The organism is Escherichia sp. WS547, from assembly GCF_046486065.1.
Taxonomy (GTDB): domain Bacteria; phylum Pseudomonadota; class Gammaproteobacteria; order Enterobacterales; family Enterobacteriaceae; genus Escherichia; species Escherichia coli.
Window position 1 is genome coordinate 296,293 of record NZ_JBJQMA010000001.1, and the last position, 19,227, is coordinate 315,519.

Annotated in this window: 17 protein-coding genes, 6 tRNA genes and 1 other RNA gene; 12 read left to right on the forward strand and 12 right to left on the reverse strand. The window is 50.2% G+C overall.

Features of this window, described 5'->3' with window-relative positions; all coding sequences use genetic code 11:
• Positions 1 to 26: 26 nt before the first annotated feature.
• Both ACJHWK_RS01305 and ypeC read left to right on the forward strand, forming a co-directional pair.
• Entirely contained in the window at positions 27 to 1,283 is a 1,257-nt protein-coding gene (locus tag ACJHWK_RS01305; RefSeq protein ID WP_064186613.1) for an ion channel protein, read from the forward strand.
• Positions 1,284 to 1,397: 114 nt separating this feature from the next.
• On the forward strand, positions 1,398 to 1,724 hold the full coding sequence (gene ypeC, locus ACJHWK_RS01310) for a DUF2502 domain-containing protein YpeC (protein ID WP_000490072.1): 327 nt from the start codon (positions 1,398 to 1,400) through the stop codon (positions 1,722 to 1,724).
• Positions 1,725 to 1,865: 141 nt separating this feature from the next.
• Here the strand turns inward: ypeC and ACJHWK_RS01315 are convergent, their stop codons facing one another.
• The gene (locus tag ACJHWK_RS01315) at positions 1,866 to 3,104 is read right to left on the reverse strand and encodes an Nramp family divalent metal transporter (RefSeq protein WP_000186369.1); all 1,239 of its coding nucleotides are present in this window, start codon (positions 3,102 to 3,104) and stop codon (positions 1,866 to 1,868) included.
• Between the two features lie 335 nt (positions 3,105 to 3,439).
• Between ACJHWK_RS01315 and nupC the strand changes: the two genes are divergently transcribed.
• Positions 3,440 to 4,642, forward strand: coding sequence for a nucleoside permease NupC (gene nupC, locus ACJHWK_RS01320; RefSeq protein ID WP_000376337.1), 1,203 nt, complete (start codon positions 3,440 to 3,442; stop codon positions 4,640 to 4,642).
• 50 nt (positions 4,643 to 4,692) lie between these two features.
• Here the strand turns inward: nupC and ACJHWK_RS01325 are convergent, their stop codons facing one another.
• The 3 genes from ACJHWK_RS01325 to ACJHWK_RS01335 all read right to left on the reverse strand — a co-directional run bounded on the left by ACJHWK_RS01325 (position 4,693) and on the right by ACJHWK_RS01335 (position 7,280).
• Positions 4,693 to 6,882 carry a sensor domain-containing phosphodiesterase gene (locus ACJHWK_RS01325; protein ID WP_170886220.1) on the reverse strand — a complete coding sequence of 730 codons (2,190 nt, stop codon included), beginning with the start codon at positions 6,880 to 6,882 and terminating at the stop codon, positions 4,693 to 4,695.
• A gap of 207 nt (positions 6,883 to 7,089) precedes the next feature.
• A tRNA-Ala gene (locus ACJHWK_RS01330) sits at positions 7,090 to 7,165 on the reverse strand.
• 39 nt (positions 7,166 to 7,204) lie between these two features.
• Positions 7,205 to 7,280: transfer RNA gene (locus ACJHWK_RS01335), tRNA-Ala, on the reverse strand.
• Between the two features lie 220 nt (positions 7,281 to 7,500).
• Between ACJHWK_RS01335 and ACJHWK_RS01340 the strand changes: the two genes are divergently transcribed.
• Together ACJHWK_RS01340 and ACJHWK_RS01345 are read left to right on the forward strand one after the other, a co-directional pair.
• The gene (locus ACJHWK_RS01340) at positions 7,501 to 7,860 is read left to right on the forward strand and encodes a YfeC-like transcriptional regulator (RefSeq protein WP_000472021.1); all 360 of its coding nucleotides are present in this window, start codon (positions 7,501 to 7,503) and stop codon (positions 7,858 to 7,860) included.
• Position 7,861: 1 nt separating this feature from the next.
• Complete coding sequence (locus ACJHWK_RS01345) at positions 7,862 to 8,254, forward strand: MerR family transcriptional regulator (RefSeq protein WP_410234790.1); 393 nt, start codon at positions 7,862 to 7,864, stop codon at positions 8,252 to 8,254.
• Between the two features lie 50 nt (positions 8,255 to 8,304).
• Here ACJHWK_RS01345 and gltX read toward each other — a convergent pair whose 3' ends face one another.
• Positions 8,305 to 9,720, reverse strand: a complete 1,416-nt coding sequence (gene gltX / locus ACJHWK_RS01350; protein ID WP_001520972.1) for a glutamate--tRNA ligase — start codon at positions 9,718 to 9,720, stop codon at positions 8,305 to 8,307.
• A 258-nt stretch (positions 9,721 to 9,978) separates the two neighbouring features.
• Between gltX and ACJHWK_RS01355 the strand changes: the two genes are divergently transcribed.
• The 5 genes from ACJHWK_RS01355 to ACJHWK_RS01375 all read left to right on the forward strand — a co-directional run bounded on the left by ACJHWK_RS01355 (position 9,979) and on the right by ACJHWK_RS01375 (position 10,532).
• Positions 9,979 to 10,054: transfer RNA gene (locus ACJHWK_RS01355), tRNA-Val, on the forward strand.
• Between the two features lie 44 nt (positions 10,055 to 10,098).
• A tRNA-Val gene (locus ACJHWK_RS01360) sits at positions 10,099 to 10,174 on the forward strand.
• A 46-nt stretch (positions 10,175 to 10,220) separates the two neighbouring features.
• A tRNA-Val gene (locus tag ACJHWK_RS01365) sits at positions 10,221 to 10,296 on the forward strand.
• 4 nt (positions 10,297 to 10,300) lie between these two features.
• Positions 10,301 to 10,376: transfer RNA gene (locus ACJHWK_RS01370), tRNA-Lys, on the forward strand.
• 30 nt (positions 10,377 to 10,406) lie between these two features.
• Positions 10,407 to 10,532, forward strand: a non-coding RNA gene (locus ACJHWK_RS01375) — RtT sRNA.
• A 110-nt stretch (positions 10,533 to 10,642) separates the two neighbouring features.
• Here ACJHWK_RS01375 and xapR read toward each other — a convergent pair.
• Genes xapR through xapA form a run of 4 tightly spaced genes read right to left on the reverse strand, consistent with a single transcriptional unit; the run spans position 10,643 to position 13,928 of the window.
• Complete coding sequence (gene xapR, locus ACJHWK_RS01380) at positions 10,643 to 11,527, reverse strand: DNA-binding transcriptional regulator XapR (protein WP_001520973.1); 885 nt, start codon at positions 11,525 to 11,527, stop codon at positions 10,643 to 10,645.
• Positions 11,528 to 11,567: 40 nt separating this feature from the next.
• A complete protein-coding gene (locus ACJHWK_RS01385) occupies positions 11,568 to 11,726 on the reverse strand; it encodes a DUF1427 family protein (RefSeq protein ID WP_000651752.1) in 159 nt (52 codons plus the stop codon).
• Positions 11,727 to 11,778: 52 nt separating this feature from the next.
• Positions 11,779 to 13,035 (reverse strand): xanthosine/proton symporter XapB, encoded by a 1,257-nt coding sequence (gene xapB / locus ACJHWK_RS01390; RefSeq protein WP_001520974.1) that lies wholly within the window; start codon positions 13,033 to 13,035, stop codon positions 11,779 to 11,781.
• 59 nt (positions 13,036 to 13,094) lie between these two features.
• Positions 13,095 to 13,928 carry a xanthosine phosphorylase gene (xapA, locus tag ACJHWK_RS01395; protein WP_000283882.1) on the reverse strand — a complete coding sequence of 278 codons (834 nt, stop codon included), beginning with the start codon at positions 13,926 to 13,928 and terminating at the stop codon, positions 13,095 to 13,097.
• Positions 13,929 to 14,176: 248 nt separating this feature from the next.
• Here xapA and ACJHWK_RS01400 point away from each other — a divergent pair, with 248 nt between their 5' ends.
• Positions 14,177 to 14,941, forward strand: a complete 765-nt coding sequence (locus ACJHWK_RS01400; protein WP_001520977.1) for an outer membrane protein OmpK — start codon at positions 14,177 to 14,179, stop codon at positions 14,939 to 14,941.
• A 38-nt stretch (positions 14,942 to 14,979) separates the two neighbouring features.
• Here the strand turns inward: ACJHWK_RS01400 and ACJHWK_RS01405 are convergent, their stop codons facing one another.
• On the reverse strand, positions 14,980 to 15,906 hold the full coding sequence (locus ACJHWK_RS01405; protein ID WP_001109809.1) for a LysR family transcriptional regulator: 927 nt from the start codon (positions 15,904 to 15,906) through the stop codon (positions 14,980 to 14,982).
• An 89-nt stretch (positions 15,907 to 15,995) separates the two neighbouring features.
• Here ACJHWK_RS01405 and ACJHWK_RS01410 point away from each other — a divergent pair, with 89 nt between their 5' ends.
• The gene (locus ACJHWK_RS01410; protein ID WP_000765603.1) at positions 15,996 to 16,994 is read left to right on the forward strand and encodes a bile acid:sodium symporter family protein; all 999 of its coding nucleotides are present in this window, start codon (positions 15,996 to 15,998) and stop codon (positions 16,992 to 16,994) included.
• Here the strand turns inward: ACJHWK_RS01410 and ACJHWK_RS01415 are convergent.
• Positions 16,991 to 17,209, reverse strand: a complete 219-nt coding sequence (locus ACJHWK_RS01415) for a DUF3820 family protein (protein WP_000410201.1) — start codon at positions 17,207 to 17,209, stop codon at positions 16,991 to 16,993. The two genes, ACJHWK_RS01410 and ACJHWK_RS01415, sit on opposite strands and share 4 nt — an antisense overlap.
• Position 17,210: 1 nt before the next feature.
• The gene (gene ligA / locus ACJHWK_RS01420) at positions 17,211 to 19,226 is read right to left on the reverse strand and encodes an NAD-dependent DNA ligase LigA (protein WP_001520978.1); all 2,016 of its coding nucleotides are present in this window, start codon (positions 19,224 to 19,226) and stop codon (positions 17,211 to 17,213) included.
• Position 19,227: the final 1 nt, after the last annotated feature.

The following is a 19,227-nucleotide window of genomic DNA, read 5'->3' on the forward strand; positions in this document are numbered from 1 at the left end:
ATCTGACCCCGCATAAGGAATAGAACATGCTCCATCCGCGAGCCAGAACCATGTTGTTATTATCGCTCCCCGCCGTGGCAATTGGGATTGCGTCCAGTCTTATTCTGATTGTGGTGATGAAAATCGCCTCGGTATTACAGAATTTGCTCTGGCAACGACTGCCGGGAACTCTGGGGATAGCCCAGGATTCACCTCTCTGGATCATCGGTGTATTAACGCTAACGGGTATTGCAGTGGGGTTGGTTATCCGTTTCAGCCAGGGTCATGCCGGACCAGACCCCGCCTGTGAACCGCTGATCGGCGCACCAGTTCCGCCCTCTGCGCTACCAGGACTTATCGTAGCATTAATTCTTGGTCTTGCTGGTGGCGTCAGCCTGGGGCCAGAACATCCGATCATGACCGTCAATATCGCCCTTGCGGTTGCCATTGGCGCTCGTCTGTTACCGCGCGTCAACCGAATGGAGTGGACTATTTTAGCCTCTGCCGGAACCATCGGCGCGCTGTTTGGCACACCTGTTGCGGCGGCGTTGATATTTTCGCAAACCTTAAATGGTAGTAGTGAAGTTCCGCTATGGGATCGTCTTTTTGCGCCGTTAATGGCGGCAGCAGCTGGTGCACTTACTACCGGATTATTTTTCCATCCCCATTTTTCACTGCCCATTGCGCATTACGGACAAATGGAAATGACCGATATTCTCAGCGGTGCAATTGTCGCGGCGATTGCCATCGCAGCAGGGATGGTCGCCGTATGGTGCTTACCACGGTTGCACGCGATGATGCATCAAATGAAAAATCCGGTGCTCGTGCTGGGTATTGGCGGATTTATTCTCGGTATTCTGGGGGTTATTGGTGGACCAGTTTCGCTGTTTAAAGGGCTGGATGAGATGCAGCAGATGGTGGCAAATCAGGCTTTCAGCACCAGCGATTACTTTTTGCTGGCGGTAATTAAACTTGCCGCCCTGGTCGTTGCTGCCGCCAGTGGCTTTCGCGGTGGGCGAATCTTCCCGGCAGTGTTTGTCGGCGTGGCATTAGGGTTGATGCTGTATGAGCACGTACCCGCCGTTCCAGCGGCAATAACCGTTTCCTGCGCTATTCTCGGCATCGTGCTGGTGGTAACACGCGATGGCTGGTTAAGTCTTTTTATGGCGGCAGTCGTTGTACCCAATACCACATTGCTACCGCTGCTCTGTATCGTCATGCTTCCGGCTTGGCTGTTATTAGCAGGTAAGCCGATGATGATGGTCAATCGTCCGAAGCAACAGCCACCCCACGATAACGTTTAGCAAAAAATGCTCTCCTTTATGATTTAAGAGTTATGGCGATGATACAGGGCTTTACCTCCCCGTAACATTGCGTTAACAGGCCGCTGACGGCTTCGATCGTGAAGGAGAATAACAATGTTCAGGTCACTGTTTCTGGCGGCCGCCCTGATGGCATTTACCCCGCTTGCGGCAAACGCAGGTGAAATCACCCTACTGCCATCAATCAAATTACAAATTGGCGATCGCGATCATTACGGTAATTACTGGGACGGTGGTCACTGGCGCGACCGTGACTACTGGCATCGCAATTATGAATGGCGTAAGAACCGCTGGTGGCGTCATGATAATGGCTACCATCGTGGCTGGGATAAGCGTAAAGCGTATGAGCGTGGCTATCGTGAAGGCTGGCGCGATCGTGACGATCATCGCGGAAAAGGCCGCGGACATGGGCATCGCCATTAAACGCGTCCGTCAATGGAGCACAATGCCTGATGCGACGCTAGCGCGTCTTATCAGACCTACAAACCGTCTCTTTAACGCATAGGGCGGATAAGGCGTTTTACGCCGCATCCGCCAGTGATGCCTGGTACGACGCCAGTTGAACTATAGCCCCAGCGCCGTACCCACTAACAACCAGATATTCAGAGCCACTACCAGCACCACAATCACCCAGCCTGTCTGTTTTACGCGTTTGCTGTTCACCAGATCGCCCATCAACTTGCTGTCACTGGTGAAAATCAGCAGTGGAACCAGCGCCAGGGCGATACCAAAACTTAACAACACCTGACTCATAACCAGAATCCGTGTCGGATCTAATCCCATCAGAATGACAATAAATGATGGCAACATAGTGACTGTACGACGCACCCACAGCGGGATATGAAAGCGAATGAAGCCCTGCATCACCACCTGCCCCGCCAGTGTCCCCACCACCGTTGAAGACAGTCCGGCAGCAACCAGGCTTAATCCAAAGACCGTTGCCGCAGCATGGCTTAACAACGGTTGCAGCGTCAGATAAGCCTCATCAAGATCGGCAACACCAGTATGACCAGAAAAGTGGAACGCCGCCGCAGCTGTAGCCATCATCGCCAGATTGACAAAACCGGCAATAGTCATGGCGATAGCCACATCCCATTTGGTGGCGGAATAACGTTGTTGACGCGAACCGCCATGTAAATGCTGAGTGAGCGAAGAGTGCAAATAAATCACATGCGGCATAATCGTCGCCCCCAACACGCCTGCTGCCAGGAAGACCGCCTCCGAAGTAGGTAAACTCGGGATCACCATTCCTTTACCCAGCTGCGCCAGGTTAGGCTGGGAGAAAATCAACTCGACAATGTAAGCCGCGGCAACAAACAACAGTAACCCACCAATCACTTTCTCCAGCGGTTTTTGCCCGCGACGTTGCAGCATTAAAATCAGGAAAGTCGCGATCCCCGTCAGCACCGCGCCCTGCAACAACGAAACACCAAGAATGAGTTTAAAACCGATCGCCGCACCAATAAATTCCGCCAGGTCGGTTGCCATCGCAATAATTTCTGCCTGAACCCAATAGAACCACACTACGGGACGCGGATAGTGATCACGAATCTGCTCCGCCAGATTTTTACCGGTGGCAATCCCCAGTTTGGCAGAGAGGATCTGAATCAGCATCGCCATCAGGTTGGCCCAAACGACAACCCACAGTAGCTGATAGCCGAAGCTGGCACCCGCCTGAATATTGGTCGCAAAGTTACCGGGATCGATATAACCAATCGCCGCAATGAACGCAGGTCCCATTAATGCGAGCCTCATCTTGCGCGCCGCCCGTCCGCTGCTACTCTCAACGCGATAGTTCGTCATCTTGTGCCTCTAAAACATAGCCTTTGCTATGTTTCATGCTATGCCAAACGAGAATGATTATCAAATTCATTTAAATGGGTTGTGGTGATTTCTCTGATAGACCAGGATTATGACTACGAAAAGATTGATGACTTGAATGTTATGGTTATGTTTAATGTTAGCACATTTACATAACTTTCAGCTTCCATACACAACATAGCAGAAATGTATGACAGCTCACTATTTTTGAAGCTTGTCACAGGACGTCATTATAGTGTGTGTCAGATCTCGTTTTCCTTAACCATGTTACATAGAATGTGCACGGAAATTTAACCTGCCTCATATTTGGAGCAAATATGGACCGCGTCCTTCATTTTGTACTGGCACTTGCCGTTGTTGCGATTCTCGCACTGCTGGTAAGCAGCGACCGCAAAAAAATTCGTATCCGTTATGTTATTCAACTGCTTGTTATCGAAGTGTTACTGGCGTGGTTCTTCCTGAACTCCGACGTTGGTTTAGGCTTCGTGAAAGGCTTCTCCGAAATGTTCGAAAAACTGCTCGGATTTGCCAACGAAGGGACTAACTTCGTCTTTGGTAGCATGAATGATCAAGGCCTGGCATTCTTCTTCCTGAAAGTGCTGTGCCCAATCGTCTTTATCTCTGCACTGATCGGTATTCTCCAGCACATTCGCGTGTTGCCGGTGATTATCCGCGCAATTGGTTTCCTGCTCTCCAAAGTCAACGGCATGGGCAAACTGGAATCCTTTAACGCCGTCAGCTCCCTGATTCTGGGTCAGTCTGAAAACTTTATTGCCTATAAAGATATCCTCGGCAAAATCTCCCGTAATCGTATGTACACCATGGCTGCAACGGCGATGTCCACCGTGTCGATGTCCATCGTTGGTGCATACATGACCATGCTGGAGCCGAAATATGTCGTTGCGGCGCTGGTACTGAACATGTTCAGCACCTTTATCGTGCTGTCGCTGATCAACCCTTACCGTGTTGATGCCAGCGAAGAGAACATTCAGATGTCCAACCTGCACGAAGGTCAGAGCTTCTTCGAAATGCTGGGTGAATACATTCTGGCAGGTTTCAAAGTGGCCATTATCGTTGCCGCGATGCTGATCGGCTTTATCGCCCTGATCGCCGCGCTGAACGCACTGTTTGCCACCGTGACTGGCTGGTTTGGCTACAGCATCTCCTTCCAGGGCATCCTGGGCTACATCTTCTATCCGATTGCATGGGTGATGGGTGTTCCTTCCAGTGAAGCACTGCAAGTGGGCAGTATCATGGCGACCAAACTGGTTTCCAACGAGTTCGTTGCGATGATGGATCTGCAGAAAATTGCCTCTACACTCTCTCCGCGTGCTGAAGGCATCATCTCTGTGTTCCTGGTTTCCTTCGCTAACTTCTCTTCAATCGGGATTATCGCAGGTGCAGTTAAAGGCCTGAATGAAGAGCAAGGTAACGTGGTTTCTCGCTTCGGTCTGAAGCTGGTTTACGGCTCTACCCTGGTGAGTGTGCTGTCTGCGTCAATCGCAGCACTGGTGCTGTAAGACCATACATAAAAAAGCCGGGGATAATTCCCCGGTTTTTTTTACGCCTGTTAATCAGCTAATGGCTGCGGGCGACCAATCAAATACCCTTGCAGATATTGCACCCCGAGCTTATGCAATAGCGCCTGCTGCTGTTGCGTCTCGACAAACTCCGCGACCACACTCAATGACTTCGCTTTCGCCAGATCGGTAATTGATCTCACAATCATCGCATCCAGCGTATTCGTGACGATATCTTTCACAAAGACGCCATCAATTTTGATGATATCAGCCTGCAAACGCTTTAACCGTTCGTAGTTGGCATAGCCGGTGCCAAAGTCATCAATCGCAATCCGGAAACCAAACTTATGCAGTTGCTCGATGTTGTACATGCTGCTTTCTGCGTTAGAAAACGCCTGCTCCTCGGTGATCTCAAGAATGACCGCCTGCGGGGAGATGTGATAACGCTTAAACAGACGAATAATCCGCCCGGCAATATTCTTTTGCAGCAGCGTGAGCGGCATTAAATTGACTGAAAAGCGCGGGCCTTTTTTGTCGCAAGGATGTGTTGCCAGCCACTTCAACAGGGATTCCAGCACTTGCAAATCAAAACGCGCGCTAAGGTTAAACTGAGCAATAAGGGGCAGAAACTTATCCGGGGTCATAATGCCGCCGTCATATTTCAGTCGCGCGAGGATCTCATCATAACCTTCACCCTCTTTGTTGCGAATTGGCTGGGCGTAGAGCAGCAAATCACCCTGATCTAACGCCGTACGAATGGTATTCAGCAATAGCACCTGTTTAGTGGTCTGCCCGGAAACCATCTCCTCTCTGCTATCCAGCGCCAGCACATGGTGATGTGCGCAGGATTGCTCCGCCAGCCAGCTTAACTGCCCCAACAAGGGTTGCAGGGTTTCCTGATTTCCATCAAAACGCCCCCAGGCAGCACCATAGCCCATATCCAGCCCGGTATTGTTCCAATGAATTTGCCGACTATTCAGGATGTTAACCATATGCTGGAGTCGCCCTTCCGTTTCCGGCCCGCTCAGCACTAACAGCAGTTCACTACCCGGCAATTGATACAACTTTTCGTTTTCCTGCATCAACGGCAGCAGCGTACGGTAAATTGATCGGATACAGTGAACGCGCATCATTAAGCCGTAATGACGACTCATAAACTCAAGATTATCAATGCGCAGGCAGCAAAAACTCTTGCCCGCCTCTTGCTCCGGCGCTTGTTCTAACGCACGAAAGTTGGGTAGGAGCGTTAACGGATCGGTCAGCGCCTGCAAATGCCAGCGGCGATTAAGCCATTCACTGCGATGATAAATGCGCACCATATAGAGCAGGCAAACGCTAAAGGAAATCAGCACCGCGAGAATAAATGCCAGCGAATATTCGGTTAGTACCCCTTGCAAAAAGTTCTGGTTGTAATTCAGCAGGCAAAGCGTTGAAACAGCCCAGGTGAGATTTAAAAACGGATAGCGAAGCTTACCGACACCGAGGGTAAAGATGATAAAGAAAACAGGTACCAGGTAACCGGCAATAAAGTCATTCTCATACGATGTGCACATCAGAAGTAGCAGCACGCTAAGAGCTGCCAGCCAGCTTAAGGTAAATGCGCGTTTCTCTTTGCTCAACGACGGAGCGATATCCCTGCGCCACAATATCTGCGCAAAGTGGGGACTTACAATCATGCGAGTGAGATAGTAGAAAAGCATGTTGTAAATCAGCACAGCGGTGAAAAGGCTTAGTAAATCAACGACTGTGAAAATGGCATCCGCATCGCCGAAAAAGGTGGATATCTTTAGCGGGAAATCAAAAAAGCTTCCCACAAGATACATGCTGCATTTGATGCCGATCGGCGTCACCAAACCAAGCCAGAAAAGACGTTGCCAGACATATCGGCTGGTCAATCCATAACGCCAACGCGTCCCCAGCTGCCAGCGTAATATTGCGCAGGCACACAACACAACAAACGTCTGGCTGCCGAGCATGACCGCGGTCTGTAAAAAAGAGAGATGAAAGTTCCACAGATTGGCGCAAAACATCCCGCATAAAACGGGAACGACACCGCGCCAGCCAAAGATAAACAAGATTGACAGCATTACGCACAGTGGCATCCACGCCAGAAAGATATAACTGGAATGGATAATGGCAAGTGGCGAAATAAAACGGGATAGCTGAATAAGTACCACGGTGAGCGTAAACGCTAGTGTGAATATCTTGATATTTTTTATCAGGTTATGCTCCACAAACATGAGTACACTACTCTCACTGATCGGGGTTTTCAGGCACACAAATAATAAGTTTATTCGCATCGCGAAGCAAACAGGGGCCAGCCTGTTGCCGATTTTTCATCCAATGATGCTTTCACCAGGCGGCGCTAACCCGGACGTAGACTGTATTACAAAAGCGGCAAAAAGCAGAGACAAAAAACCCCCGCTTTACAGCGAGGGTTTGAAATTTGGTGGAGCTAAGCGGGATCGAACCGCTGACCTCTTGCATGCCATGCAAGCGCTCTCCCAGCTGAGCTATAGCCCCACGAGGCGTTTACGTACCAAATTTGCTGGGTGCAAAATTTGGTGGAGCTAAGCGGGATCGAACCGCTGACCTCTTGCATGCCATGCAAGCGCTCTCCCAGCTGAGCTATAGCCCCGTCACGTAAAGCTTGTCGAGTTGACGGGCGGCATCATATGAATTCCGCCCGAATGTGTCAACGGCAAATTGCAACGTGTAGTTTCAATCGCTGAAAAATCAGGCAAATGAACAATTTTGGAAAACCGCTCGCATTCAGTAGTTATTCATGTCACGGTTTCCTGTAAAGTGGTGTTATAAAATGAACTACTAATAGACCCACATACATTCAGGGAATTGTTATGTTCAAGGAGAGGATGACGCCAGATGAACTTGCCAGACTGACCGGCTATAGCCGCCAGACCATTAATAAATGGGTACGCAAGGAAGGCTGGACAACGTCACCAAAACCTGGCGTCCAGGGTGGCAAAGCCCGACTGGTTCACGTCAATGAACAGGTTCGTGAATATATTCGCAATGCTGAACGTCCAGAAGGTCAGGGAGAAGCGCCTGCCCTGTCTGGTGATGCGCCGCTTGAAGTGTTGCTGGTGACACTGGCGAAAGAGATGACGCCAGTTGAACAAAAACAGTTTACATCCTTGCTTCTGCGGGAAGGGATTATCGGATTATTACAACGCTTAGGGATTCGCGATAGCAAATAATATGAAAAGATTACGCAATAAAATGACCACCGAAGAACTGGCTGAATGCCTCGGTGTGGCTAAACAAACTGTTAACCGTTGGATCAGAGAAAAAGGCTGGAAAACGGAAAAATTTCCTGGCGTGAAAGGCGGTCGTGCCAGACTTATTCTGGTCGATACGCAAGTTTGCGAGTTTATTCAGAACACGCCAGCCTTCCATAACACGCCGATGCTTCTGGAAGCCGAAGACCCCCTTGCCGAATACGCACCGGGGATTCGCACTCCTGCTTATCGGCAAATCATCAGCGCAATAGACAACATGACTCACAGTGAGCAGGAAAAAGTTGCGCAATTTTTGTCACGCGAAGGAATTCGTCATTTCCTTGCTCGTCTCGACATAGATGAATCAGAATAAATAAAAAACGGCAGGGGTATCTCTCCTGCCGTTTATCTTTTATGCGCTAATTACTGCTGATTTTCGCGTTCAGCAATAAAAGCCAGCGCTTTGTTGATACGCTCGATACTGCGGGTCTTACCGATTGCGTGAACGGTAACATCCAGTGCCGGAGACTGCCCCGCACCGGTAACGGCGACACGCAGCGGCATACCAACTTTACCCATACCCACTTCCAGCTCATCCGCCGTCGCCTGAATAGCGTGATGAACGTTTTCAGTGGTCCAGTCAGTAATCGCGGCCAGTTTGTCACGAACCACTTCCAGCGGCTGACGCGCTACCGGACGCAGATGTTTTTTCGCGGCGTCGGCATCGAACTCAGCAAAATCTTCGTAGAAATAACGGCAGCTCTGTGCCATCTCTTTCAGCGTCTTGCAGCGTTCGCCCAGCAGTTTCACCAGATCAGCCAGCTGCGGGCCGTTACGGGTATCGATATTTTCCTGCTCAATGTGCCACTGTAAGTGAGTAGCAACATACTCCGGCGGCAGCGCGTTAATGTAGTGATGGTTCAGCCACAGCAGCTTGTCGGTGTTGAACGCACTGGCAGATTTGCTGACGGCATTCAGGGTGAAGTATTTGATCATCTCTTCACGAGTGAAGATTTCCTGATCGCCGTGGGACCAGCCCAGACGCACCAGATAGTTCAGCAGTGCTTCTGGCAAATAACCATCATCACGATACTGCATTACGCTGACCGCCCCGTGACGTTTGGACAGTTTTTTGCCGTCATCGCCGTTGATCATAGAAACGTGCGCGTAAACCGGTACCGGCGCTTTCAGTGCTTTAAGAATGTTGATCTGGCGTGGCGTGTTGTTGATATGGTCTTCGCCACGGATAACGTGGGTGATTTCCATATCCCAGTCATCGACAACCACACAGAAGTTATAGGTTGGAGAACCATCGGTACGACGGATAATCAGATCATCCAGCTCCTGGTTGCTGAATTCGATCGGACCACGGATCTGATCGTCAAAAACAACAGAACCTTCCTGCGGGTTAGCAAAACGTACAACACACGGTTCATCATCAGCATGATGCTCATGGCTGTGGCGGCAGCGACCGTCATAACGCGGCTTCTCACCTTTCGCCATTTGCTCTTCGCGCAGCGCTTCCAGGCGCTCTTTAGAGCAATAGCATTTATAAGCTGTGCCCTCTTCCAGCATCTGATCGATCACCGCGTTGTAGCGATCAAAACGTTTGGTCTGGTAGTACGGACCTTCATCCCACTCCAGGCTCAGCCAGTTCATGCCATCCATAATGGCTTCGATAGCTTCCGGCGTGGAACGCTCAAGATCGGTGTCTTCAATACGCAGCACGAACTCACCGCCGTGATTACGTGCAAAAAGCCAGGAGTAAAGAGCAGTACGCGCGCCGCCAACGTGCAGATAGCCTGTTGGGCTTGGCGCGAAGCGAGTTTTGATTTTCATGAAATGGCCTTACGTTTAGAAAGATGCCGACAACCGGCAAATCCTGGAAAAATTGAGTGGGCGATATTCTATCACTCCCGCCTGATTCCTCAATGTAGTTCGGGTTGCAACCTTACGCATTATTGTTTTCGTTGACAAATTGCGCAACACGGTCTGTTTTGCGATCATCTTGCTTAAATTTACGACGAACGAACAATTTCTTTAGAAAATGCGTTGACTCATTTTGAACTCTCCCTATAATGCGACTCCACACAGCGGGGGTGATTAGCTCAGCTGGGAGAGCACCTCCCTTACAAGGAGGGGGTCGGCGGTTCGATCCCGTCATCACCCACCAACTACTTTATGTAGTCTCCGCCGTGTAGCAAGAAATTGAGAAGTGGGTGATTAGCTCAGCTGGGAGAGCACCTCCCTTACAAGGAGGGGGTCGGCGGTTCGATCCCGTCATCACCCACCACTTTCTCGCCAGCTAAATTTCTTGTAAAAATGTGAAGTACCGAAGTGGGTGATTAGCTCAGCTGGGAGAGCACCTCCCTTACAAGGAGGGGGTCGGCGGTTCGATCCCGTCATCACCCACCACTTCGGGTCGTTAGCTCAGTTGGTAGAGCAGTTGACTTTTAATCAATTGGTCGCAGGTTCGAATCCTGCACGACCCACCAATGTAAAAAAGCGCCCTAAAGGCGCTTTTTTGCTATCTGCGATACTCAAAGATTCGAACCTGCAGCAGGTTCGAGTTGAGCGCGGCGAAACAACGGAGCCGCTCGCGGCGACGGCCCGAAGGGCGAGTGAAGCGAGTCATCCTGCACGACCCACCAATGTAAAAAAGCGCCCTAAAGGCGTTTTTTTGCTATCTGCAATTTGCGAAATTGCCTGATGCGCTTCGCTTGTCAGACCAACTATGTCCGGCAGTTCCCGTGCCTCTCATCTACTGCGCCAACGCCGCCAGCAGTTTAACCAGCGCGGGCGTCACCTGCTGCGTTTCATAAACAATATATAAGTCTGCCGGGATGCGTTCTTTGAGCGGACGGAATATGACACCGGGCCAGTTCATCTGCGCGTAGCTGTCCGCTATCAATGTGATACCAATACCCATACTGACCATGGCGAGTACCGTTTGCGGTTCATTAACTTCGCGAATAACAACCGGTGAAAATCCCACCTGCTGGCAAACTCGCTGCAAAAAATCCCAGTCAGTGTACACGGGCGGCATTGTAACAAAATACTCGTCACGTAGCGCTTCCAGCGGAACGGTGGAAAATGATGAGAGATGATGCTCTTCAGGCATCGCCACCAGAAACGCCGATTCATGCAACCGTAAGCTGGTAAAACCTGCCGGTGGTTCTGTCGCCATTCTCCAGATTCCGGCATCGAGTTCACGTCGTTCCAGCAGGGCCATTTGCATCGCGGGCATCTTTTCGCGAAAAAGAACGTCAACGTTAGGATTTTCCCTGAGGAATCGCCGCATAACCGGACGCATCCGTCCCCACATTGCCGTTCCCACAACCCCGAGTTCAATCCGCCCTGCTTCTCCCCGACCTATTTGTTCAACCCGAGCCAATACATTATTTGCATTCACCAGCAATCGACGCGATTCTTCCATCAAGATTTTGCCCGCGTGTGTCAGTACGACGCTGCGCGAATGGCGAATAAAAAGCTGCGTGCCGAGTTGATTTTCCAGCTCTTTAATATGAATACTGAGCGGAGGCTGAGACATATTTAAACGCGCTGCTGCGCGACCAAAATGCAACTCTTCCGCTACGGCAAGAAAATAACGGAGTAACTTAAGATCTGTTCTATATACGCGTTCCATAATTAAGTGCTCCATATAATAAATACATCGTATTAAATTATCATGGCATAAAGTATTTCACCACCAGATATCCGACATACATAAACACGATGGATAATATACCCGGCAATACATTTGGAACAGGAATAGGTAATCGCACGATTGTAAACAAAGCACCAATGCCAAAACCAACGCCAGAAGAAAATAAAATATCTTTCACTAATTAACCTTTATCATAAAAGCAGCCCCAAGGAACAGAGCTGCGAATCCTTTTAATGTGTAACTGAACGATGCGTTATCTTTTCAGGGTCATGGTTATATTTAAACCCAAAGAAAAATATCACTGCGAGGAAAAGAGCATACCCTGCAAACATCAGCCAAATGGTATGCCAGTCTTTTACGCCATCCACCGAGAAGTAATCCACTGCCATACCGCTCAGAATCGAGCCAACCCATGCGCCGACGCCATTTACCATCGTCATAAAAAGGCCCTGCGCGCTGGCACGAATGCTGGAATCAACTTCCTGTTCGACAAATACCGAACCAGAAATATTGAAGAAATCGAATGCACAGCCATAAACAATCATCGACAGCAGCAGCAAAATAAATCCGGTTGTTGACGGATCGCCATAGGCGAAGAAGCCAAAGCGCAGCGTCCAGGCCACCATACTCATCAGCATGACGGTTTTAATGCCAAATCGCTTTAAAAAGAATGGGATAGTCAGTATAAAGCCCACTTCTGCCATCTGTGAAACTGACAGTAAAATGGAGGGATATTTCACCACAAAACTGTCAGCAAACTCAGGATTACGGGCGAAATCATGCAGGAACGGGTTGCCAAAAACGTTGGTAATTTGCAGCACCGCGCCCAGCATCATGGCGAAGAGGAAAAAGATAGCCATGCGTGGATTTTTAAACAGCACGAAGGCATCCAGACCCAGCTTGCTGGCAAGCGATGTAGTCGCTTTTTTCTCCGCAACCGGAATCTTCGGCAAAGTCAGCGCATAAGCCGACAGCAGCAATGACGCACCGGACGCGATATACAGCTGCAGACTACTCAATTCCAGATGCAGCAGGCTTACTGCCCACATGGCGACAATGAACCCCACCGTACCAAAAACGCGAATGGGCGGGAAAGCGGTCACCGGGTCAAGCCCTGCCTGGGCAAGACAGGAATAAGAGACGCTGTTCGATAACGCAATAGTCGGCATAAACGCCATCGCATTGACTAACATCACCCAAAACATCATATCCGGATCAGTTACGGATGCCGCATAAAAAAGTACGCCCGCACACACCAGGTGACACAGCATGTATGCACGTTCTGCACGCAGCCATTTGTCTGCGATGATCCCCATTATACCAGGCATAATAATCGCGGCGATCCCTTTGGAACTGTAAACCATGCCAACATTAGCGCCGGTGAAATGAAGGGTATTAATCATGTAAGAACCGAGGGTAACCAGCCAGCTCCCCCAGATAAAATATTGCAAAAAGGACATTACCTTTAAGCGCAAAGCGATGCTCATAATCGTTTCCTTGTCGCATCATTTGGCCTCACCCGCGAGGCCGTTTCTTATTGTTTTTCTCAGGCAATTTTGCGCAGAAAGCCACAAATAAGGTTGATGAAGTTCTGCTTAGAGAGCTCCGCAGCCGCCAGCGTTTGCGCATGTGACAATTTCACATCGCTTAAACCTTCCGCCATGTTGGTAATCGCAGAGACCGCAACGACTTTAAGTTCGCAATGGCGAGCAGAAATAACCTCAGGCACCACAGACATACCAACAACATCCCCACCAATAATTTGCATCATGCGAATTTCCGCCGCAGTCTCGAAATTCGGACCCGGATACGAGACGAACACGCCCTCCGTCAGAGGGAACCCCTCTTCTTTCGCCACTTTTTGTAACAGTGCGCGGTATTCCGCATCGTAGGCATTCGCCAGCGAGAAGAAGCGCTCACCAAAACGTTCATCATTAAGACCCACCATCGGCGTTCCCGGCATGGTGTTGATGTGATCTTTCAATGCGACCAGACTGCCGGCCCCCACTTCAGGACGCAGTGAGCCAGCCGCATTGGTGCTGAACAGCAACTCGCAGCCCAGCAACTTAAAGGTACGGATTGCATCCGTCATGATGGTCATCCCACGACCTTCGTAGAAATGTCCGCGACCTTTCATGCACACCACTGGCACCCCCTGGAGATAACCCAGCACCAGCTCACCCGCATGGCCATGTACGGTACTTACCGGGAACCCAGGCAGCTTTTCGTAGGAAATTGCGACCGCGTTCTCAATCTGATCGGCCAGCGCGCCCAGCCCGGAACCTAAAATAAAGGCCACTCGTGGCGTGAAATCAGGTTTATAAGTCTTGATAATATCTACGCAATACAGTGGGTTATGAGAAAACTGAGCCTGATACATATATATCCTTTTTTTGTAGGGTGGAATCTAACGCCTTTTTATAACGAGATTGCCCTAACTCATACCAATACACTTTTTTCATGTATCCGATAGTTATTCGATATCGATATATTTATATTTTTTCACTATTAATAGGCGGAAAAAACTGTATTGGTACTCTCCTTTCCATTGCATTAACAATATGCCGCTTTTAATCAACCTTTTTATTAAGCAATCAACTAATAACGATCGGCATAGGGAATTATGCTATGAAAAAACATCTTTTTACTCTGACACTCTCTTCTGTATTGGCGATACCAGCAGTATCTCATGCAGAATTTAAAGGCGGTTTTGCAGATATCGGCGTGCATTATCTGGACTGGACCAGCCGGACTACCGAAAAATCGTCGACCAAATCACACAAAGATGATTTTGGTTATCTTGAATTTGAAGGTGGCGCTAACTTTAGTTGGGGAGAAATGTACGGGTTCTTCGACTGGGAAAACTTCTATAACGGTCGCCATAATAAACCAGGTAGCGAGCAGCGTTATACCTTTAAAAATACCAACCGTATTTACCTGGGTGACACCGGATTTAATTTCTACTTGCATGCGTATGGCACCTACGGTTCTGCGAATCGCGTGAATTTCCACGACGATATGTTCCTGTACGGTATCGGCTACAATTTCACCGGCAGCGGTTGGTGGTTCAAACCGTTCTTTGCAAAACGCTATACAGACCAAACCTATTATACCGGCGATAACGGTTATGTCGCCGGTTGGGTTGCAGGTTACAGCTTTATGCTGGGCAGTGAGAAATTCACCCTCACCAACTGGAACGAGTACGAGTTTGATCGTGATGCCACCTACGCGGCAGGTAATGGCGGCAAAGAAGGTCTGAACGGTGCCGTCGCACTTTGGTGGAATGCAACTTCACACATCACCACAGGGATTCAGTATCGTTATGCGGATGACAAACTGGGCGAAGATTTTTACCAGGATGCGATAATCTACTCCATCAAATTTAACTTCTGATTGATTACTGCCGGGGCTCCCGGCAGTATGAATTCACTCTATATCTGATACAAAGGATCCCCTTCCCGCCCAGCCATTAGCGCACGGCCCTGGCCTCGTACCACGTCCCATAACGCTTGTGCGGCGGTGGAAAGTGAACGGTTCTTCCTGCGCACCAGCATCAACTGGCGTTCCACCACCGGCGTAATGCGCTTTACCACCAGCGGGCTACCTTCAGGCAATGGTAGCGCCAGTGCGGGAAGAATACTGATGCCGATGCCTGCGGCTACCATCGGGAACAGCGTCGCCGGATGACCAATCTCCTGCACAATATTCGCCTGAATACCGTTGCGCGCCAGAGCTGCGTCAATCAGCGGTCGGCTGCCTGACGCGTAATCCTGCAACACCAATTTCGCTCCCTGTAATGCCTGCCAGGGTACATAATCTTCCGCGGCCAAAGCGCTATCGCGATGGCAAAGCAAGAAGAAAGGCTCGGAAAGAATCGCTTCACATTGCAGATCGCTCACTGGGCCTGGATCGATGACGATGCCAAAATCGACATCTCCCTGGCGAATACTTTCCATCACCCACTGCTGCGGACGATCGTGCAGGACAAACTGAATATCTGGATAGCGGCGATGGCTTTCAGCAATGCATTGCGGAATAAGATGCGCGGAAATGGTCTGGCTGGCAGCGACCCGAACTTTTCCGCTCAGTTGTTGCCCCATACGCCCGGTATCGCGCAACGTGCTGTTAAGTTCATCCAGCAGTCGCTCAAGACGCAAAGCCAACTGCTGCCCTGCATCTGTAAGCACCACTTCACGCGTGGTTCTGTCCAGCAGGCGAACACCAGTATGATTTTCCAGCTCCTTCACACTGTGACTTACTGCCGACTGACTCAGGCCGATACGCTCTCCTGCACGACTAAAACTTTTCTCCTGCGCTACTGTGACGAAAACCTTTAATTGCTTTAAAGAATAATTCATCTGTTTTCTTCATGAATGGATGCAATAAATCAATTTTATTTCTCAAACTGGAAGAAGCACAATAGAACCATCGATCATCTGGAGTCTTTATGAAACTTTTTCGTATCCTCGATCCTTTCACCTTAACCCTGATCACGGTGGTGTTGCTGGCCTCTTTCTTTCCGGCCAGAGGCGATTTCGTCCCCTTCTTTGAAAATCTGACCACCGCAGCTATTGCCCTGCTGTTCTTTATGCACGGCGCGAAGTTGTCACGTGAAGCGATTATTGCTGGCGGTGGTCACTGGCGACTGCATTTGTGGGTAATGTGCAGCACCTTTGTACTGTTTCCGATTCTGGGCGTGCTGTTTGCCTGGTGGAAACCGGTAAATGTCGACCCGATGCTCTACTCCGGTTTTCTCTACTTGTGCATTCTCCCCGCTACCGTGCAGTCTGCAATCGCCTTTACTTCAATGGCGGGCGGTAACGTCGCGGCAGCGGTTTGTTCTGCGTCAGCATCCAGCCTGTTGGGGATTTTCCTTTCACCATTGCTGGTTGGTCTGGTGATGAATGTTCACGGTGCGGGAGGCAGCCTTGAGCAGGTCGGTAAAATTATGCTGCAATTGCTGCTGCCGTTTGTATTGGGGCATCTTTCCCGGCCGTGGATTGGTGACTGGGTGTCGCGCAATAAAAAATGGATTGCGAAAACTGACCAGACGTCCATTCTGTTGGTGGTTTATACAGCGTTCAGCGAAGCCGTCGTTAATGGTATCTGGCATAAAGTTGGCTGGGGATCATTGCTGTTTATCGTGGTGGTCAGCTGCGTTCTTCTGGCTATCGTGATTGTAGTTAACGTCTTTATGGCACGCCGACTGGGCTTCAATAAGGCAGATGAAATTACTATCGTCTTTTGTGGTTCGAAAAAGAGTCTGGCAAATGGCATCCCGATGGCAAACATTCTGTTCCCCACATCGGTGATCGGTATGATGGTGCTGCCTCTGATGATTTTCCATCAGATCCAATTGATGGTCTGTGCGGTGCTGGCGCGTCGATACAAACACCAGACCGAACAGTTACAGGCGCAGCAGGAAAGCCGCGCCAATAAAGCTTAAAGAGGACGCTTCAGGGGCTGGACCAGTTGCGTCAGCCCCTCAGTTTTAATCAGCAGCGTGATTTGCATTAGCTCACCGAGCTTCCCTGCCGGGAACTCATCTTTGCGGGCAAACCACAGAAGATACTCCTCCGGCAGGTCGATTAAGCGACGCCCTTTGTATTTGCCAAACGGCATTATCGTATTGGCTATTTCAATCAGCTGCTCTTTTTCCATCTCAGCTACCCAGCAAACGCAGCATTTCCGCTTCGTCGATAACTTCTATGCCCAGTTCCTGCGCTTTCGCCAGTTTAGATCCTGCAGCTTCACCCGCTATCACCAGATCGGTTTTCTTCGACACGCTGCCCGCGACTTTCGCGCCCAGTTCGACCAGTCGAGCTTTAGCGTCATCACGCGACATCTGGCTTAAGCTGCCCGTAAGCACCACGGTTTTACCAGCAAACGGGCTGTCAATCTCTTCCGCGTTGATAATGATCGGCTCAGGCCAGTGAACACCTTCCGCCAACAGCTCGCTGATGACATTGCGGTTGCTTTCTTCGGCAAAGAAGTTGTGAACGTGGGAGGCAACGACAATTCCAACATCAGGCACCTTTTGCAGCTCTTCAATCGAAGCGGCTTCCAGCGCTTCCAGCGTGCCGAAATATGCCGCCAGACCTGCTGCGGTGGCCTCGCCGACTTCACGGATGCCAAGTGCATAGAGGAAGCGAGCAAAGGTGGTTTCTTTCGCTTTTTCCAGCGCGTTAACCACGTTTTGTGCCGATTTTGGCCCCATACGCTCCAGTCCGGTAAGTTTGCCTGCGGTGAGTTTGAACAGATCCGCCGGAGTGTGGACATATTCTTTTTCAACCAGCTGATCGATGATTTTGTCGCCCATACCGTCAACGTCCATCGCACGGCGGGAAACAAAGTGTTTCAGCGACTCTTTACGCTGCGCACCGCAAATCAGGCCACCGGTACAGCGGGCAACCGCTTCACCTTCCACACGCTCGACGTCAGAACCACATACCGGACAATGCGTCGGGAATACAACCTCACGGGTATCTTCCGGGCGTTCAGAAAGCACGACGTTCACCACCTGCGGGATCACGTCGCCTGCGCGGCGAATCACCACTTTATCGCCAATGCGTAAACCAAGACGTTCGATTTCATCCGCATTGTGTAAGGTTGCGTTACTCACCAGCACGCCAGCAACATGGACAGGTTCCAGACGCGCAACAGGCGTAATCGCGCCAGTACGCCCAACCTGAAACTCGACGTCACGCACAAAGGTCATCTGTTCCTGCGCCGGGAATTTAAACGCTACCGCCCAACGCGGGGCACGCGCGACAAAGCCAAGCTGCTCCTGCTGTGTCAGTGAGTTGACCTTAATCACCACGCCGTCGATATCAAAGCCCAGCGTCGGGCGGTCTTCTTCCACTTTGTGATAGAACGCCAGCACTTCTTCCGCCGATTCACAAAGCGTTACCCGGTCGCTGACCGGCAAACCCCACTTTTTAAATTGCAGTAAACGTCCAAGATGAGTATCCGGCAGCTCACCACCTTCCAGAACACCGACGCCATAGCAGAAAAAAGTGAGCGGTCGCTTCGCTGTAATACGCGGATCAAGCTGACGCAGTGAACCAGCTGCCGCATTACGTGGGTTAGCAAACACTTTCCCGCCCGTACGTCGCGCATCTTCGTTAATCTTTTCGAAGCCCGCCTGTGGCAGGAACACTTCACCACGTACTTCCAGACGCGCCGGGATATTCTCTCCGTGCAGCTTCAGCGGAATGGCGCGAATAGTACGCACATTAGACGTGATATCTTCCCCGGTGGTGCCATCGCCACGAGTCGCGGCACTGACTAAAACGCCATTTTCATACAGAATACTGACAGCAAGGCCATCCAGCTTCAGCTCACAGCACCAGGTGACTTTCTCGTTGCTTTTCAGACGGTCCTGCACACGTTTGTTGAAAGCAAGAAAGCTTTCTTCATCAAAAACGTTATCCAGCGACAACATTGGTACTTCATGGCGGATCTGGCTGAAAGCCGCCAGCGGCGCAGCACCTACACGTTGGGTAGGCGAATCAGGCGTAATCAGTTCTGGATGTTTGGTTTCCAGCTCGCGCAGTTCGCGCATCAGCCTGTCATATTCAGCGTCGGGAATTTCCGGCGCATCCATCACATGATAAAGGTATTCATGATGGCGAAGCGTCGTTCGCAGTTCTGTCAGTTGTTGTTCGATTGATTCCATA

Excerpts from the sequence above, each read along its gene's own strand:
- ACJHWK_RS01400 (WP_001520977.1), top strand. The coding sequence starts at position 14,177 with ATGAAAAAACATCTTTTTACTCTGACACTCTCTTCTGTATTGGCGATA.
- ACJHWK_RS01345 (WP_410234790.1), top strand. The coding sequence starts at position 7,862 with ATGAAAAGATTACGCAATAAAATGACCACCGAAGAACTGGCTGAATGC.
- ACJHWK_RS01405 (WP_001109809.1), bottom strand. The coding sequence starts at position 15,906 with ATGAATTATTCTTTAAAGCAATTAAAGGTTTTCGTCACAGTAGCGCAG.
- ACJHWK_RS01410 (WP_000765603.1), top strand. The coding sequence starts at position 15,996 with ATGAAACTTTTTCGTATCCTCGATCCTTTCACCTTAACCCTGATCACG.
- ypeC (WP_000490072.1), top strand. The coding sequence starts at position 1,398 with ATGTTCAGGTCACTGTTTCTGGCGGCCGCCCTGATGGCATTTACCCCG.
- gltX (WP_001520972.1), bottom strand. The coding sequence starts at position 9,720 with ATGAAAATCAAAACTCGCTTCGCGCCAAGCCCAACAGGCTATCTGCAC.
- nupC (WP_000376337.1), top strand. The coding sequence starts at position 3,440 with ATGGACCGCGTCCTTCATTTTGTACTGGCACTTGCCGTTGTTGCGATT.
- xapA (WP_000283882.1), bottom strand. The coding sequence starts at position 13,928 with ATGTATCAGGCTCAGTTTTCTCATAACCCACTGTATTGCGTAGATATT.
- ACJHWK_RS01340 (WP_000472021.1), top strand. The coding sequence starts at position 7,501 with ATGTTCAAGGAGAGGATGACGCCAGATGAACTTGCCAGACTGACCGGC.
- xapR (WP_001520973.1), bottom strand. The coding sequence starts at position 11,527 with ATGGAACGCGTATATAGAACAGATCTTAAGTTACTCCGTTATTTTCTT.
- ACJHWK_RS01415 (WP_000410201.1), bottom strand. The coding sequence starts at position 17,209 with ATGGAAAAAGAGCAGCTGATTGAAATAGCCAATACGATAATGCCGTTT.
- xapB (WP_001520974.1), bottom strand. The coding sequence starts at position 13,035 with ATGAGCATCGCTTTGCGCTTAAAGGTAATGTCCTTTTTGCAATATTTT.
- ACJHWK_RS01305 (WP_064186613.1), top strand. The coding sequence starts at position 27 with ATGCTCCATCCGCGAGCCAGAACCATGTTGTTATTATCGCTCCCCGCC.
- ligA (WP_001520978.1), bottom strand. The coding sequence starts at position 19,226 with ATGGAATCAATCGAACAACAACTGACAGAACTGCGAACGACGCTTCGC.
- ACJHWK_RS01325 (WP_170886220.1), bottom strand. The coding sequence starts at position 6,882 with ATGTTTGTGGAGCATAACCTGATAAAAAATATCAAGATATTCACACTA.
- ACJHWK_RS01315 (WP_000186369.1), bottom strand. The coding sequence starts at position 3,104 with ATGACGAACTATCGCGTTGAGAGTAGCAGCGGACGGGCGGCGCGCAAG.